This window comes from Nannocystis pusilla (assembly GCF_020073745.1).
In the GTDB taxonomy this organism is placed as follows: Bacteria; Myxococcota_A; Polyangia; order Nannocystales; family Nannocystaceae; genus Nannocystis; species Nannocystis radixulma.
Map to the genome: position 1 here is coordinate 94,009 of NZ_JAIRAU010000031.1, position 14,164 is coordinate 108,172.

10 protein-coding genes are annotated in these 14,164 nt (G+C 70.2%); 2 read left to right on the forward strand and 8 right to left on the reverse strand.

Annotated features, from left to right (window positions below):
- Positions 1 to 3 precede the first annotated feature (3 nt).
- Entirely contained in the window at positions 4 to 543 is a 540-nt protein-coding gene (locus K7C98_RS24520; protein WP_224194181.1) for a hypothetical protein, read from the forward strand.
- Positions 544 to 659: 116 nt separating this feature from the next.
- Here the strand turns inward: K7C98_RS24520 and K7C98_RS24525 are convergent, their stop codons facing one another.
- On the reverse strand, positions 660 to 1,832 hold the full coding sequence (locus K7C98_RS24525; protein ID WP_224194182.1) for a hypothetical protein: 1,173 nt from the start codon (positions 1,830 to 1,832) through the stop codon (positions 660 to 662).
- 107 nt (positions 1,833 to 1,939) lie between these two features.
- On the opposite strand from K7C98_RS24525, the gene K7C98_RS24530 reads away from it, so the two are divergent.
- Entirely contained in the window at positions 1,940 to 2,707 is a 768-nt protein-coding gene (locus K7C98_RS24530; protein WP_224194183.1) for a hypothetical protein, read from the forward strand.
- A gap of 118 nt (positions 2,708 to 2,825) precedes the next feature.
- Here the strand turns inward: K7C98_RS24530 and K7C98_RS24535 are convergent, their stop codons facing one another.
- From K7C98_RS24535 to K7C98_RS24565, 7 genes are all read right to left on the reverse strand, one after another.
- On the reverse strand, positions 2,826 to 4,082 hold the full coding sequence (locus tag K7C98_RS24535) for a TolC family protein (protein ID WP_224194184.1): 1,257 nt from the start codon (positions 4,080 to 4,082) through the stop codon (positions 2,826 to 2,828).
- Entirely contained in the window at positions 4,079 to 7,120 is a 3,042-nt protein-coding gene (locus tag K7C98_RS24540; protein WP_224194185.1) for an efflux RND transporter permease subunit, read from the reverse strand. The genes K7C98_RS24535 and K7C98_RS24540 overlap by 4 nt, the downstream gene beginning before the upstream one ends.
- Before the next feature lie 6 nt (positions 7,121 to 7,126).
- Positions 7,127 to 8,245, reverse strand: a complete 1,119-nt coding sequence (locus K7C98_RS24545; protein ID WP_224194186.1) for an efflux RND transporter periplasmic adaptor subunit — start codon at positions 8,243 to 8,245, stop codon at positions 7,127 to 7,129.
- A 238-nt stretch (positions 8,246 to 8,483) separates the two neighbouring features.
- Positions 8,484 to 9,707, reverse strand: coding sequence for an IS110 family transposase (locus K7C98_RS24550; RefSeq protein ID WP_224190887.1), 1,224 nt, complete (start codon positions 9,705 to 9,707; stop codon positions 8,484 to 8,486).
- Positions 9,708 to 10,120: 413 nt separating this feature from the next.
- Positions 10,121 to 11,344 (reverse strand): IS110 family transposase, encoded by a 1,224-nt coding sequence (locus K7C98_RS24555; RefSeq protein ID WP_224190887.1) that lies wholly within the window; start codon positions 11,342 to 11,344, stop codon positions 10,121 to 10,123.
- 413 nt (positions 11,345 to 11,757) lie between these two features.
- Positions 11,758 to 12,981 (reverse strand): IS110 family transposase, encoded by a 1,224-nt coding sequence (locus K7C98_RS24560; RefSeq protein ID WP_224190887.1) that lies wholly within the window; start codon positions 12,979 to 12,981, stop codon positions 11,758 to 11,760.
- Positions 12,982 to 13,432: 451 nt separating this feature from the next.
- Positions 13,433 to 14,023, reverse strand: a complete 591-nt coding sequence (locus tag K7C98_RS24565) for a hypothetical protein (protein ID WP_224194187.1) — start codon at positions 14,021 to 14,023, stop codon at positions 13,433 to 13,435.
- Positions 14,024 to 14,164 lie beyond the last annotated feature (141 nt).

Consider the following 14,164-nt stretch of genomic DNA (forward strand, 5'->3'; position numbering starts at 1 on the left):
CCCATGGAACTCTCGATCTACGGGAAGCGGGCCTTCCCGGCCCAGCACCTGGGTTTCTGGCCGACGCGAGAATTCTGGAGCGTCGCGATTCGCACCCCCCTGGGTATCGGGGCGATGGTTTTGGCCTTCATCCCACTCATGCTCCTGGACAGCTTGTTCGGTCTATCGGCGTGGCAACTATGGGTGTATGGTCTGCTGCTGCTCCCTCTTGCCGGCATCATCGAGCGGTTCACGCGCGAACGGATCCAGCGACGACCGCCCCGGTTACCCGCCCCCGCCCCCCCGCAGCCCGCGGCCCTGGTTCAGGTTCGCCCGGATCAACCTCTCGGCTTCTGTGCCACCGAGGAGTTTCAACAGGCCTTCTTCCGTCACCATTTCGGGACCCTCGGAGGAGCCGTGCGGTTCGCCCTGGAGCTGTCACTCGGCGCTCTTGTCGTATTTGCCGCGGGCCCGTTTTGGGGCATCGGCATGATCATGGTGTATGCCATCTGGCTCGGCGCGGTCGAGCGGCGCTGCCGTAGAAGGCTCGAATTGCCCGAGTGACGCCAGAGACATCACCCGGGTTTGATGTGCGCCTCAGCCGGCCGACGGCTGGCGCCTGTCACGTCCGCGCGGGCACGAGCGAGACATGCCTCAAGGAGGGGCGGCGCGACCACGCCTCACGGATCGACGCGGACGATCTCGTTCGCGCCGGCGTCCGCGTACCACAGGTCGCCGGCCGGCCCGATCGTGATCCCCATGATGCGCTTGGCCGGCGTGGTCATGCGATCGATCTCCTTGCCCTCGAGGTCGAACGCGATGATGTCGCCGGTGCCGTGCTCGGAGACGAGGATCCGTCCGTCGTGCAGCGCCAGGCCGGAGGGCTCGTCGAGGCCCTCGGCGAGGACCTGCACGTCGGCCCCTTCGACGCCGGTGTACTCCGCGCCGTCCCAGTCGCCCGGGATGGTGCCGGTGTTCGTGCCGGTGGCGGTGTCGAGGCGCAGCAGCCGGCCGGCGCCGGTGTCGGCGATGTACAGCATCCCGGTCGCGTGATCGAGCTCCATGTGTCCGGGGATGTTGCCCTTCCGCGTCACCGTGACGTCGGTGTAGCGCGTGATGATGCCGTCGGTGTGGTCGCTGCCGCCGGGCCCGTGGTCGGCCTGGAAGTCGTAGCGGACGATGTTGCCGTCCATCCCGTCGAAGGCCCAGAACGCGTTGCCGGCCTCGTGGGCGATGCCCATGCACAGCGGGCTCTGGTGCAGCATGTCGAGGTGGCTGCCCTCCTGCCCGTTGGGCGGGAACTCCTGGCCGACCTTGGCGAAGATCTCCAGGTCGGCGGGCCACAGCGCCGGCCCCATGAAGTCGTCGGGGTCCTGCGGCCCGACGTTCCACTCGTTGCGCGACTCCTGGCAGGTCGCAAACGTGTTCAGATCGCCGAACGCGGCCGACGACACGTAGGCCATGAAGTGCTGCCCGTAGGCGTCGATCCGCTCCTCCGACGTCTGCTGCGCGGTGCCGGGCGCGAAGTAGATCACGACGCCGTGGCTCAGCATGTTGAACGTCCACAGCTGGTCGGGCGCGGCCGGGTTGAACTCGAGGTCGCGGACCGCGTTCAGGCCGTCCTCGGCGGTGCCGATGACGACGAAGTTCGCGCCGAACTCGGGCACGACGTGCGCCTCGCCGGTGGTGCCGGTCGGGGCGTCCGTCGTGCTGCCGGTCGGCTCGCTCGCGCCGGTCGTCGCGGGTCCGTCCGTGCTCCCGGTCGAGGTCTCGCCGGCGTCCGGGTTCGGGTCGCCCCCGCACGAGGCGACGACGAGCGAGAGGAGGAGCGAGGGCGAGAGGCGCGGCGACATCACGGGAGGATACACGACGCGCGCCGCCCCCGTCGCGCGCCCGCGCACTTCGCTCGCCGCACTGCAGCGGCTGGTGCCCGCTCCGCCGCTGGGGCATCTTCCAGCCCATGCGCTTCGCTTTCGCCTTGCTGTCCACTGCACTCGTCGCGCTGGCCGCCTGTCCGGGCGGCGGCGGCGACACCGACACCGACACCTCGACCGCGAGCGGTCCAGCGACCTCGACCGACGTCACCACCACGAGCGGCGCGACCACGACGACCGCCACGAACACGACCGCGCCGACCACCGGACCGACCACCGGCGACGAGCCCGTGGCGTGCGAGGACGCGGTGCCGGACGAGGGCACCGCGTGCGCGGTCGAGGGAGAAATCTGCCAGTTCGAGACCGACCTGTGCATGAAGTTCGTCGGCGCGAAGTGCCAGGAGGGCGCGTGGACGTATTTCGAGAACGTGCCCCCGCCCGAGTGCGGCGAGGGGGCGTGCGACCCGCCGAACTTCCCGGAGGAGGGCATGACGTGCAGCCCGGAGGGCGCGTCGTGCTCGACCGACTGCTCCGACCAGTGCTCGTTCTGCAACACCTGGGTCTGCCAGGGCGGCCTGTGGGAGCACTTCGAAGTGTTCCCCGCGCCCTGCCTCGAGTGCGACGCGATCTGCGACTTCGTGATCGTGCCGATGTGCCCGGGCGGCCCGCCCGACAAGGCGGCCTGCGTCACCGGCTGCGAGGAGAGCAAGGTCGGCGCCTGCAAGGCCGAGTTCTCCGCGCTGCGGGCCTGCGCCGGCGAGCAGCCGACCTTCACCTGCGACATGTCCGGCCGCCCGATCGTCGCCGGCTGCGAGGACAAGTTCACCGCGTTCTACGACTGCTCGATGCCGTGAACCCGCCGACCCGGCGATACTGTCCTTCAGGTCATATTCGATCGCGCAGCCTGCCGAGCGTGCACCATGACCTTCAGGACATGCGCAAAAGAGCATGCGATGACGGCCTGCCCGGCCCTCACTCGACCCCGCCGACCTCGACCACGCGGCGCACCTCGAGCTCCGCGAGGCGGGCCGCCAGCGCCAGCTCGAGGTCGCGGAGGTGCATCTCGCGGACGCTGAGGCTGGCGTCGGCCAGCTCGAACGCGCTGAGGCGGCCGTTCTGATAGTTCGCCTGCGCCTGGTGCAGCAGCGCCTCCGCGGCGTCGCGGCTCATCGCCACGTGGCGCTGCGACGTCTCGTTGCGCCGGCGGGCGACCTCGTGCGCGGCGCGGAGGCGCTGCTCGGCGGCGACCACCAGCGCCCGGGCCACGCTGTCGGCCGCGCGCGCCTCGGCCCGCGCGCGGTCGATGAAGCCCTGCCCGCGCGACAGGATCGGCAGGGGCACGGTCAAGCCGGCGCCGACGTCGACCTGCCCTGGTCCCTGACCGAAGCCCGCCGCGACCCGCAGGCCGATGCCGGGGAACACCTCGCGGCGGGCCACGCGGACGCTCGCGCGCGCGGCCGCGAGGCGCTCGCTCGCCGCGGCGAGGTCGGGGCGCCCTTCGAGCATCCGCGCCTGCAGCGTCGCCAGCGGCGGCACCTCGGCGGGGGCGAACACGTCGACGCGAGGCTGCCCGCGCAGCCGCTCCGCCAGCGGGCCCACCGCGACGTCGAGCTGGCCGCGCGCCTCCGACACGTCCGCCTCGGCGCCGCGGAACGCCGCCTCGGCCGCGGCGACGGCCAGCCCGATCCGCGTCGCGTCGTACTTCGGCGCCACCCCGCCCGCCACCCGGGCGCCGACGATGCGCTCGCTCTCCTGCAGGTCCCTGAGCGCGTCGTGGTGGATCTCCGCGGCCCGCAGCGCGCCGGCGAGGCCGAGCATCGCCCGCTCCACCTCGAGCTCGAGCGCCCGCAACAGCCCCTGATTGTCGCGGGCCACCGCCCGCTCCTCGTGCGACGCCACCTGCCCGCGGGCGCGCGGCGCCGCCGTCACCGGCAGCCACTGCGCCACGCCGGCCACCAGCGCGCCGGCGCGGTCGTACGACGTCGAGCGCACGCCCAGGAAGTAGTCGACGTTGACGACCGGGTTCTCCCACAGGCGCGCCGCCACCCGCGTCGCCGCGGCCGAGTCGGCGCGCGCCGCCGCGAATTCGCGCAGCGGGTGGCCCTCGCGCATCGCCGCGAGCGCCTGGTCGAGCGAGAAGCCGGGCTCCGCGGCGCTCGTCGCGGCGCGCGGCGGCCCGTCGAGCGTCGGCGGCCCCGCCAGCAGCAGCGCCAGCGCCCACCCGATCACGCGCCACCTCGCCGCTCGTCGCCGCGGTACAGCAGCGGCAGCAACGCGAGCATCACCGGGGTCGTCAGCAAAAGCCCGGACACGATGGCGATCGCGAACGGCCGCTGCGTCTCGCTGCCCATCGCGTGGCTGAGGGCCGCCGGCACGAGGCCCAGCAGCGCCAGCGCGGTGGTGAGGAGCACGGGGCGGAGGGCCGCCTGCGCGCCGCGGATCGATCCCGACGCCGCGCGTTCGCCGGCCGCGTGATCGATCGCCCCGCACAGCACCACCCCCGACAGCACGACCTGCCCGAGCAAGGCGATGCAGCCGACCGCGCTGCTGACCGAGAACAGCTCGCCGGCGGCGCGCAGCCCCGCGATCGCGCCGAGGCAGGCCAGCGGCAGGAACGCGGCGATGACGAGCGTCGGGCGCAGCCGGCCGAAGTTGAGGAACAGGATCCCGAGGATCGCCGCCAGCGCGACCGGCAGCGACAGCGCGAGCCGGCGCATCGCCCGGTCCTGATTCTTGAACTCGCCGCTCCACACCAGCTGGATCCCCTCGGCCGGCGGCAGCTCGGCCACCGCCGCCTGCGCCGCCTTCACCGTGCTGCCGAGGTCGCGCCCGCGGACGTTGAACTTGACCGCCACGAAGCGCGTGAAGTCCTCGCGCCAGATCGCCGCGCGCCCCGGCGCCATGGCGATCGTCGCCACCTCGCCGAGCGTCACCCCGTCCTCGGGCCGCGCCAGCATCAGCCGGCGCAGCGCCTCCGGGTCGGCCCGCACCGCGTCGGGCAGGCGCAGGGCCACGCCGTAGCGGCGCTCGTCGTCCCACACCTCGGTGGCCACCGCGCTGCCGAGCGCCACGCGGATGGTCGTCTGCACGTCCTCGACCGCCAGCCCGCGACGGGCCAGCGCCTCGCGGTCGAGCTCGATGCGCAGCTGCGGCACGCTGCCGGCCTGGTAGAGCGCCAGGTCGGCGACCCCCGGCACCTCGGCCAGGCGCTCGCGCAGCCCCTCGGCGACCGAGGTCATCGCCGCCAGGTCCTGGCCGCGGACCTTCACGACCACCTGGCCGATGATCCCCGAGATCGTCTCGAACACGCGGTCGGTGATCGGCTGCGAGAAGTTGAGCTCGACCCCCGGGAGGTCGCCGAAGCGCGCGCGCAGCTCGGCCTCGAGGCTGCGGCGCGACGTCCCGTCGCGCCAGCTCGACTCCGGCGCGAGGTTGACGAAGAACTCGGCGTTGTTGGGCCCCTCCGCCTGGGTCGCGTCCTCCGGGCGGCCGATGTGGGTGAGCACGTCGGTGGCCTCGGGCAGCTCGAGGATCGCCGCGCGCATCGCCGTCACGTGGCGGCGCGTCTCGTCGAGCGCGATCGTCGAGGGGAACACTGCGGTGATGTAGAACCCGCCCTCGTTGAGCTCGGGCAGGAACTCGCTGCCGATGTCGCGCGCGTAGATCCCGAGGCCGACGGTGAGCGCGAGCAGCGACGCCGACGCGGCGCGGCGCAGCGGCAGCAGGCGGGCCAGCAGCGCCGCGTAGGCGCGCCCGAGCGCCGCCAGCCAGCGCGGCGGCGCCGCGTCGACGCGGCCGCGCAACAGCGCCCGCTCGAGCGCCGGCACCACCAGCGCCGCCGACAGCAGCGCGCCGATCAGCGCGAACCCGTAGGTGTAGGCCATCGGCGCGAAGATCCGGCCCTCGACCCGCTCGAGCGTGAAGATCGGCAGGAGCGCGGCGATGATGATCAGCAGCGCCAGCGCGACCGCGCGGGCCACCCCGCCGGCCGCCTCCTCGATCACCGTCGCGCGGTCGCGCTGCGGCTGGTGGTGGATCGCGTGCAGCGTCGCCTCGACCACCACGATCGCGCCGTCGACCAGGATCCCGAAGTCGATCGCCCCGAGCGAGATCAGGTTGGCCGGCAGGCCCATCCAGCGCAGGCCGATGAACGCGGTCAGCATCGACAGCGGCACGACCACGCCGACGATCAGCACGCCGCGCCATGTCCGAAGGAACAGGTACACGACCGCCAGGACCAGCAGCGCGCCCTCGGCCAGGTTCTTGCCGACGGTGCCGAGCGTCGCGTCGACCAGCCAGGTGCGGTCGTAGAACGTCTCGATGCGGACGCCGCGCGGCAGGATCTCCGCGTTGAGCTGCTCGACCCGCTCGTGCAGCGCCTCCAGCACCACGCTCGGGTTCTCGCCGCGGCGCAGCAGGACGATGCCCTCGACCACCTCGTCGATCGGCCCGCGGCCGACGCTGCCGCGCCGCGGCGTCGAGCCCTCGACCAGCGTCGCCACGTCGCGCACGCGCACCGGCACGCCGTTCTCCTCGCGCACCACCGCCAGCCCGAGGTCGGCCGGCGAGGTCACCGCCCCGAGGCCGCGCACCACGAACTCCTGCGCGCCGATGCCGACGTAGCCGCCGCCGGCGTTGGCGTTGCTGCGGGCCAGCGCGTGGTGCACCTCGGCCACCGACACGCCCGCGCTGGCGAGCCGCGCCGGGTCGATGCGGACCTGGTACTGGCGCTCGAACCCGCCGAACGTGACCACGTCGGCGACTCCTTGCACCGCCCGCAGCCGGCGCTCGACCACGAAGTCCTGCAGCGCCCGCAGCTCGCGCAGGCTGCGGTCGCCGTGCAGCGTGTAGCGGTAGATCTGGCCGACCGGCGTCGCCTGCGGCCCCATCTCCGCCTCTGCCCCTTCGGGCAGCTCCGCCCCGCGCAGGCGGTCGGCGACCAGCGTCCGCAGCTCGAAGTCCGACGTCCCCTCCTCGAACGTCAGCGTCACCAGCGACAGCCCGAACACCGACACCGAGCGGAGGTCGATCAGCTTCGGCGTGCCCGCGAAGGCGCGCTCGAGCTCGAGCGTCACCCGGCGCTCGACCTCCTCCGCCGCCTGTCCGGGGTAGATCCCGACGACCTCGACCATCGGGTCGGTGACGTCGGGGAACGCCTCGATCGGCAGCTCGCGCAGGGCCCCCCAGCCGTACAGCGCCAGCAGCAGCGCGCCGACGAGGACGAGCGGCCAGCGGCGGACGGCGAGGCGGGTCAGCGCAGCGAACATCCGCCCTCACAGCAGGCGATCGAGCTCGCTGTCGAGCAGGACCGCGTTCTCGACCACGACCTCGTCGCCCTCCGCGAGGCCGCCGGTGATCTGCACCCGATCGCCGAGGTTGGCCCCGAGCGACACGACCCGGCGCTCGAGCACGTGGTCGCCGGCCGCGACGAACACGACCATCGCGTCGCGGCGCAGCAGCACCGCGCTGCGCGGCACCACCAGCGTGTCGGCGCCTCGCGCCACCGCGCGCACGCGGACGGCCATCTCGGCGCGCAGCCGCGGCTCGGTCGTCTCGGGCTGGCACACCGCGACCGCCGTCCGCGTCGCGCGGTCGAGCGTCTGCACGACCTGCACGAGCGTGCCGGCGAACCGCTCCGCGCCGAGCGCGGGGGCGAAGAACGTGCACTCCGCCCCCTCGCGCACCGCCGCCGCGTCGCGCTCGGGGAACGCCGCGGTGGCGATCAGGCGCACGGCGTCGCCGATCAGGAACGCGGGCTCGACGTCGTCGGGGCTGACGCGCTCGCCCGGGTCGAGCGTGCGCCGCAGCACCTGCCCGGCCGCGCTGGCGCGCAGGACGAAGCGGTCGGCCCCGCGGTGGTCGGCCTGCACCGCGCGCAGGCCCTCCCGCACCCCGCGCAGCTCGGCCTCGCCGGCCGCCAGCTCGGCCTCGGCCTCGACCAGCTCGCGCGGCGAGGCGGCCCCCTGCGCCACGAGCTGGTTGAAGCGCGTGACCGCGTCGCGCCGCGCCGCCAGCGTCGCCGTCAGCCGGCGGACCTCGCTGCGGAGGCGAGCGACCTCGCCGCTGCGCAAGGTCGCCAGCGCGTCGTCGGGCCGCACGTGCGAGCCCGCCGCGACGTGGACCGCCTCGACGTAGGCGTCGAACGGCACCCGCACCGCATAGGCCGCGTCCGGCGCGAACTCGAGGCGCCCCAATCCCTCGATCTCCGCCTCCACGTCGCTGCGCTCCGCCCGGACCAGCTCGAGGCGCTCCCACAGGTCCTCGCGCACCCGCATGCGCCCGTCCGCGGTCGGCGTGTACGCGGGCGCGAGCGTCACCGATTCGCGGGGCGCAGGGGCCGCGCAGCCCACCGTGACGGCCGCCGCGAGCCAGGGTCCGAAGGCCGAGCGCATCGACCGTGACCATGACACCCCGCCCGGTCAAACACCGTTAATCCGGGGTTACTTCCTTGCAAGGCGGACCCCCGGGCGTACTGGAGGATATTCGCCCCCCGGACGGCGCCGAGCGAGGCAGCCATGTCATCTCTATCAGGACATGCTCTCTCAAGAAACGGCCCTCTCCGCGCGGCCTGGGCCTGGGTTCACGGGACGTCTGTTCCTCGCGCGGCCCAGGCTTTGCGGAGCGGGGTCGTCAGGCCGCCGGGCGCATCTCGACCTCGTAGCCGAGGTCGCGGATGCGGCGAACGAGGCGGGACGCAGCGCGCTCGCGGTCGTGGCGGTTGAAATGTTCGGCGCCGAGGTCGCGGTAAGGTTCACCGTCACGGAGCATCCCGTGGACCGCAGTGAGGATCGCGGCGGCGACGGCGGCGATCGCCTTCTTTTTGCCCTGCCGCGCTCGGACGCGGTGAAAGAGCGCGCAGAGGTAACCTTCCTTGCGGATGCCGGACCATGCGCTCTGGATGAGCATCGTCTTGAGCCACGCGTTACCCTTGCGCATACGGTTGGAGCGGCGCTTGCCGGCGCTCTCGTCCATGCGGGGGCACAGGCCTGCCCACGAGCGCAGATGGCCTGCGGAGCGGAAGCGGCTCATATCGACGCCGACCTCGGCGATGATGGTCTGCGCGGCCGTCGGTCCGACTCCAGGGATCGTCTGGAGTAGCTCGACGGCCTTAGCAAAAGGGCGGAGCTCTTCCTCGATCCGCTTCTCGAGTTCGGCGATCGATGCCTGCAGCGAGTCGATGAGCCGGAGGTGCGTCGAGATCAGCATGCGGTGATGATCGCGCACACGACCCCGGAGCGCCTCCATGAGCTTGCCGCGCTTGCCCTTCAGCGTCCCGCGGGCGAGGCCGGCGAGCTTCACGGGATCGGACTCGCCCGCGACCATCGCCTCGAGCATCGCCCGCCCGCTCTTGCCCAGAATGTTGGAGGCGACCGAGGCAAGCTTGATGTTGCAGGTCTCCAACACCTTCTGGATCCGCTGTGTATGCTCGACGACCTCGCGCGAGAGCTGCTTGCGCGTCCGGGTCAGATCCCGCAGATCCGCGATCGGCTCGGGTGGCACGAAGCTCGCACGCACAAGCCCGTGCGCGATCAAGTCCGCGAGCCACATCGCGTCGTTCATGTCGGTCTTGCGACCAGGCACGTTGCGAACCTCGTGCGCGTTCGCCAGCACCAGTTCGACACGACCCGCGAGGAGTTGCCAGACAGGCTTCCAGTACACGCCGGTCGCTTCGATGACTGCGACCGTACAGCCGCTGTCCTCGAGCCAGTCCCCCAGCCGAATCAGCTCCGAGGTCATCGTGCCGAAGGTCCGGACCTCCCTGTCGACCTTGTTGCCCTTCATTCGTCGCACGCAGACAACGATGCTGTCCTTGTGGACATCCATGCCCGCACAAGTCCCGTACATCACTTCCATGGCGATCCTCCGTGAAGAACGCCGGCATGAGGGCCCCTAACTCGAAGTCTCTCAAACGCGCTCCAGGAGGTCCAAGGACCTCCTGCTCGCAACCAAGGGTGCTCACGGGCCCTCCGGTCCAACTCAGAAACGGGCTCACCCTGCACCAGTGCGTGAACGACCTCTGCGCCGGCATTCGCGGCGAAAATACTCCCTCGCGCGAAATCGCGCAACACCCGCCAAGACCTCCCCACGGGGGCCCAGGGCCGTTTCATCCCCGCGGGTCGGCGCCAGCCGGTGGGAAACTCAGAAGCATGTCACTCGCTGCGACCTCGCCGTGCGGCTCTCAAGAAACGGCCCTCTCCGCGCGGCCTGGGCCTGGGTTCACGGGACGTCTGTTCCTCGCGCGGCCCAGGCTTTGCGGAGCGGGGTCGTCAGGCCGCCGGGCGCATCTCGACCTCGTAGCCGAGGTCGCGGATGCGGCGAACGAGGCGGGACGCAGCGCGCTCGCGGTCGTGGCGGTTGAAATGTTCGGCGCCGAGGTCGCGGTAAGGTTCACCGTCACGGAGCATCCCGTGGACCGCAGTGAGGATCGCGGCGGCGACGGCGGCGATCGCCTTCTTTTTGCCCTGCCGCGCTCGGACGCGGTGAAAGAGCGCGCAGAGGTAACCTTCCTTGCGGATGCCGGACCATGCGCTCTGGATGAGCATCGTCTTGAGCCACGCGTTACCCTTGCGCATACGGTTGGAGCGGCGCTTGCCGGCGCTCTCGTCCATGCGGGGGCACAGGCCTGCCCACGAGCGCAGATGGCCTGCGGAGCGGAAGCGGCTCATATCGACGCCGACCTCGGCGATGATGGTCTGCGCGGCCGTCGGTCCGACTCCAGGGATCGTCTGGAGTAGCTCGACGGCCTTAGCAAAAGGGCGGAGCTCTTCCTCGATCCGCTTCTCGAGTTCGGCGATCGATGCCTGCAGCGAGTCGATGAGCCGGAGGTGCGTCGAGATCAGCATGCGGTGATGATCGCGCACACGACCCCGGAGCGCCTCCATGAGCTTGCCGCGCTTGCCCTTCAGCGTCCCGCGGGCGAGGCCGGCGAGCTTCACGGGATCGGACTCGCCCGCGACCATCGCCTCGAGCATCGCCCGCCCGCTCTTGCCCAGAATGTTGGAGGCGACCGAGGCAAGCTTGATGTTGCAGGTCTCCAACACCTTCTGGATCCGCTGTGTATGCTCGACGACCTCGCGCGAGAGCTGCTTGCGCGTCCGGGTCAGATCCCGCAGATCCGCGATCGGCTCGGGTGGCACGAAGCTCGCACGCACAAGCCCGTGCGCGATCAAGTCCGCGAGCCACATCGCGTCGTTCATGTCGGTCTTGCGACCAGGCACGTTGCGAACCTCGTGCGCGTTCGCCAGCACCAGTTCGACACGACCCGCGAGGAGTTGCCAGACAGGCTTCCAGTACACGCCGGTCGCTTCGATGACTGCGACCGTACAGCCGCTGTCCTCGAGCCAGTCCCCCAGCCGAATCAGCTCCGAGGTCATCGTGCCGAAGGTCCGGACCTCCCTGTCGACCTTGTTGCCCTTCATTCGTCGCACGCAGACAACGATGCTGTCCTTGTGGACATCCATGCCCGCACAAGTCCCGTACATCACTTCCATGGCGATCCTCCGTGAAGAACGCCGGCATGAGGGCCCCTAACTCGAAGTCTCTCAAACGCGCTCCAGGAGGTCCAAGGACCTCCTGCTCGCAACCAAGGGTGCTCACGGGCCCTCCGGTCCAACTCAGAAACGGGCTCACCCTGCACCAGTGCGTGAACGACCTCTGCGCCGGCATTCGCGGCGAAAATACTCCCTCGCGCGAAATCGCGCAACACCCGCCAAGACCTCCCCACGGGGGCCCAGGGCCGTTTCATCCCCGCGGGTCGGCGCCAGCCGGTGGGAAACTCAGAAGCATGTCACTCGCTGCGACCTCGCCGTGCGGCTCTCAAGAAACGGCCCTCTCCGCGCGGCCTGGGCCTGGGTTCACGGGACGTCTGTTCCTCGCGCGGCCCAGGCTTTGCGGAGCGGGGTCGTCAGGCCGCCGGGCGCATCTCGACCTCGTAGCCGAGGTCGCGGATGCGGCGAACGAGGCGGGACGCAGCGCGCTCGCGGTCGTGGCGGTTGAAATGTTCGGCGCCGAGGTCGCGGTAAGGTTCACCGTCACGGAGCATCCCGTGGACCGCAGTGAGGATCGCGGCGGCGACGGCGGCGATCGCCTTCTTTTTGCCCTGCCGCGCTCGGACGCGGTGAAAGAGCGCGCAGAGGTAACCTTCCTTGCGGATGCCGGACCATGCGCTCTGGATGAGCATCGTCTTGAGCCACGCGTTACCCTTGCGCATACGGTTGGAGCGGCGCTTGCCGGCGCTCTCGTCCATGCGGGGGCACAGGCCTGCCCACGAGCGCAGATGGCCTGCGGAGCGGAAGCGGCTCATATCGACGCCGACCTCGGCGATGATGGTCTGCGCGGCCGTCGGTCCGACTCCAGGGATCGTCTGGAGTAGCTCGACGGCCTTAGCAAAAGGGCGGAGCTCTTCCTCGATCCGCTTCTCGAGTTCGGCGATCGATGCCTGCAGCGAGTCGATGAGCCGGAGGTGCGTCGAGATCAGCATGCGGTGATGATCGCGCACACGACCCCGGAGCGCCTCCATGAGCTTGCCGCGCTTGCCCTTCAGCGTCCCGCGGGCGAGGCCGGCGAGCTTCACGGGATCGGACTCGCCCGCGACCATCGCCTCGAGCATCGCCCGCCCGCTCTTGCCCAGAATGTTGGAGGCGACCGAGGCAAGCTTGATGTTGCAGGTCTCCAACACCTTCTGGATCCGCTGTGTATGCTCGACGACCTCGCGCGAGAGCTGCTTGCGCGTCCGGGTCAGATCCCGCAGATCCGCGATCGGCTCGGGTGGCACGAAGCTCGCACGCACAAGCCCGTGCGCGATCAAGTCCGCGAGCCACATCGCGTCGTTCATGTCGGTCTTGCGACCAGGCACGTTGCGAACCTCGTGCGCGTTCGCCAGCACCAGTTCGACACGACCCGCGAGGAGTTGCCAGACAGGCTTCCAGTACACGCCGGTCGCTTCGATGACTGCGACCGTACAGCCGCTGTCCTCGAGCCAGTCCCCCAGCCGAATCAGCTCCGAGGTCATCGTGCCGAAGGTCCGGACCTCCCTGTCGACCTTGTTGCCCTTCATTCGTCGCACGCAGACAACGATGCTGTCCTTGTGGACATCCATGCCCGCACAAGTCCCGTACATCACTTCCATGGCGATCCTCCGTGAAGAACGCCGGCATGAGGGCCCCTAACTCGAAGTCTCTCAAACGCGCTCCAGGAGGTCCAAGGACCTCCTGCTCGCAACCAAGGGTGCTCACGGGCCCTCCGGTCCAACTCAGAAACGGGCTCACCCTGCACCAGTGCGTGAACGACCTCTGCGCCGGCATTCGCGGCGAAAATACTCCCTCGCGCGAAATCGCGCAACACCCGCCAAGACCTCCCCACGGGGGCCCAGGGCCGTTTCATCCCCGCGGGTCGGCGCCAGCCGGTGGGAAACTCAGAAGCATGTCACTCGCTGCGACCTCGCCGTGCGGCTTCGGGACGGCCGAGCGGATGGGGGTCGCCGCGACGACGTCCGGAAGTCTCCGCCGGCCGAGTAGTCCAGTCGCGGACGGCGCCGAGCAGGTCAAATTTCCCCAGCCATAGTCGCACTTCGCTGCCGACTATGCCTTGGCGATCGTGATGTCGAAGATCAGGGTAGTTCCCGGTTCGGTGGTGTCGGTAATCACGAAGGGGAGCTCACTCGCGATCCTGTACGTCGGGTTCTCGCTTGCGAAGTCGGCCCAGTTGTCGTAAGTTTCACTGCCAAAGAACACGGGGCACGTGTCACTTTCGGTGCTGACGATTCCGGTGGACCCGCAATTGGCTGCGTCGATGAATGCGAAGCCCTCGGCTTTGCTGTTACCGCCCGTGTTGATCGGGATGCTCCAGCGAGGTGAGCCACCACCTACGCAATCGGTCGTGTTGTCACTCGGGTCACAGTTATACTGAAACGAAAACGTGACGCCGCTGAGCAACGTTCCCGAGAGGCTACGGGCATTGGTGATGAAGGCGCCCGCAAAGCCCCCCTCGGACGTGTCGAGTGTGACCGTGTTTTGGCTGATCGAGCAGGTCGCCGGCTCCCCGCTGAAACACTTCAGTTTTCCCGCAGCTACCGCGTCTCCGGTCGTTCCGAGTACCGCTAGCGCTGCCAGGACGATATATGCCTTGCTCATGTGGTATTTCTCCTCTTTGTCACTTGCGACTTTCGTCATCCCCGATAGTGCGATCCCCGGAGGGCCTGCCATCGAGATCTTAGTTCGTGCATTGCCGAGCCGCGCGCTCCTCCGGCGAAGCCGCCGTCCGAGACCGGTCCTGTCGACGTGGATGCACGGATCAGGTTGTACCTGATCCGT

What these genes read in the sequence shown, in the direction of transcription:
- K7C98_RS24520 (WP_224194181.1), top strand. Translation starts at nt 4, where the DNA reads ATGGAACTCTCGATCTACGGGAAGCGGGCCTTCCCGGCCCAGCACCTG.
- K7C98_RS24525 (WP_224194182.1), bottom strand. Translation starts at nt 1,832, where the DNA reads ATGTCGCCGCGCCTCTCGCCCTCGCTCCTCCTCTCGCTCGTCGTCGCC.
- K7C98_RS24530 (WP_224194183.1), top strand. Translation starts at nt 1,940, where the DNA reads ATGCGCTTCGCTTTCGCCTTGCTGTCCACTGCACTCGTCGCGCTGGCC.
- K7C98_RS24540 (WP_224194185.1), bottom strand. Translation starts at nt 7,120, where the DNA reads ATGTTCGCTGCGCTGACCCGCCTCGCCGTCCGCCGCTGGCCGCTCGTC.
- K7C98_RS24545 (WP_224194186.1), bottom strand. Translation starts at nt 8,245, where the DNA reads ATGCGCTCGGCCTTCGGACCCTGGCTCGCGGCGGCCGTCACGGTGGGC.
- K7C98_RS24550 (WP_224190887.1), bottom strand. Translation starts at nt 9,707, where the DNA reads ATGGAAGTGATGTACGGGACTTGTGCGGGCATGGATGTCCACAAGGAC.
- K7C98_RS24555 (WP_224190887.1), bottom strand. Translation starts at nt 11,344, where the DNA reads ATGGAAGTGATGTACGGGACTTGTGCGGGCATGGATGTCCACAAGGAC.
- K7C98_RS24560 (WP_224190887.1), bottom strand. Translation starts at nt 12,981, where the DNA reads ATGGAAGTGATGTACGGGACTTGTGCGGGCATGGATGTCCACAAGGAC.
- K7C98_RS24565 (WP_224194187.1), bottom strand. Translation starts at nt 14,023, where the DNA reads ATGACGAAAGTCGCAAGTGACAAAGAGGAGAAATACCACATGAGCAAG.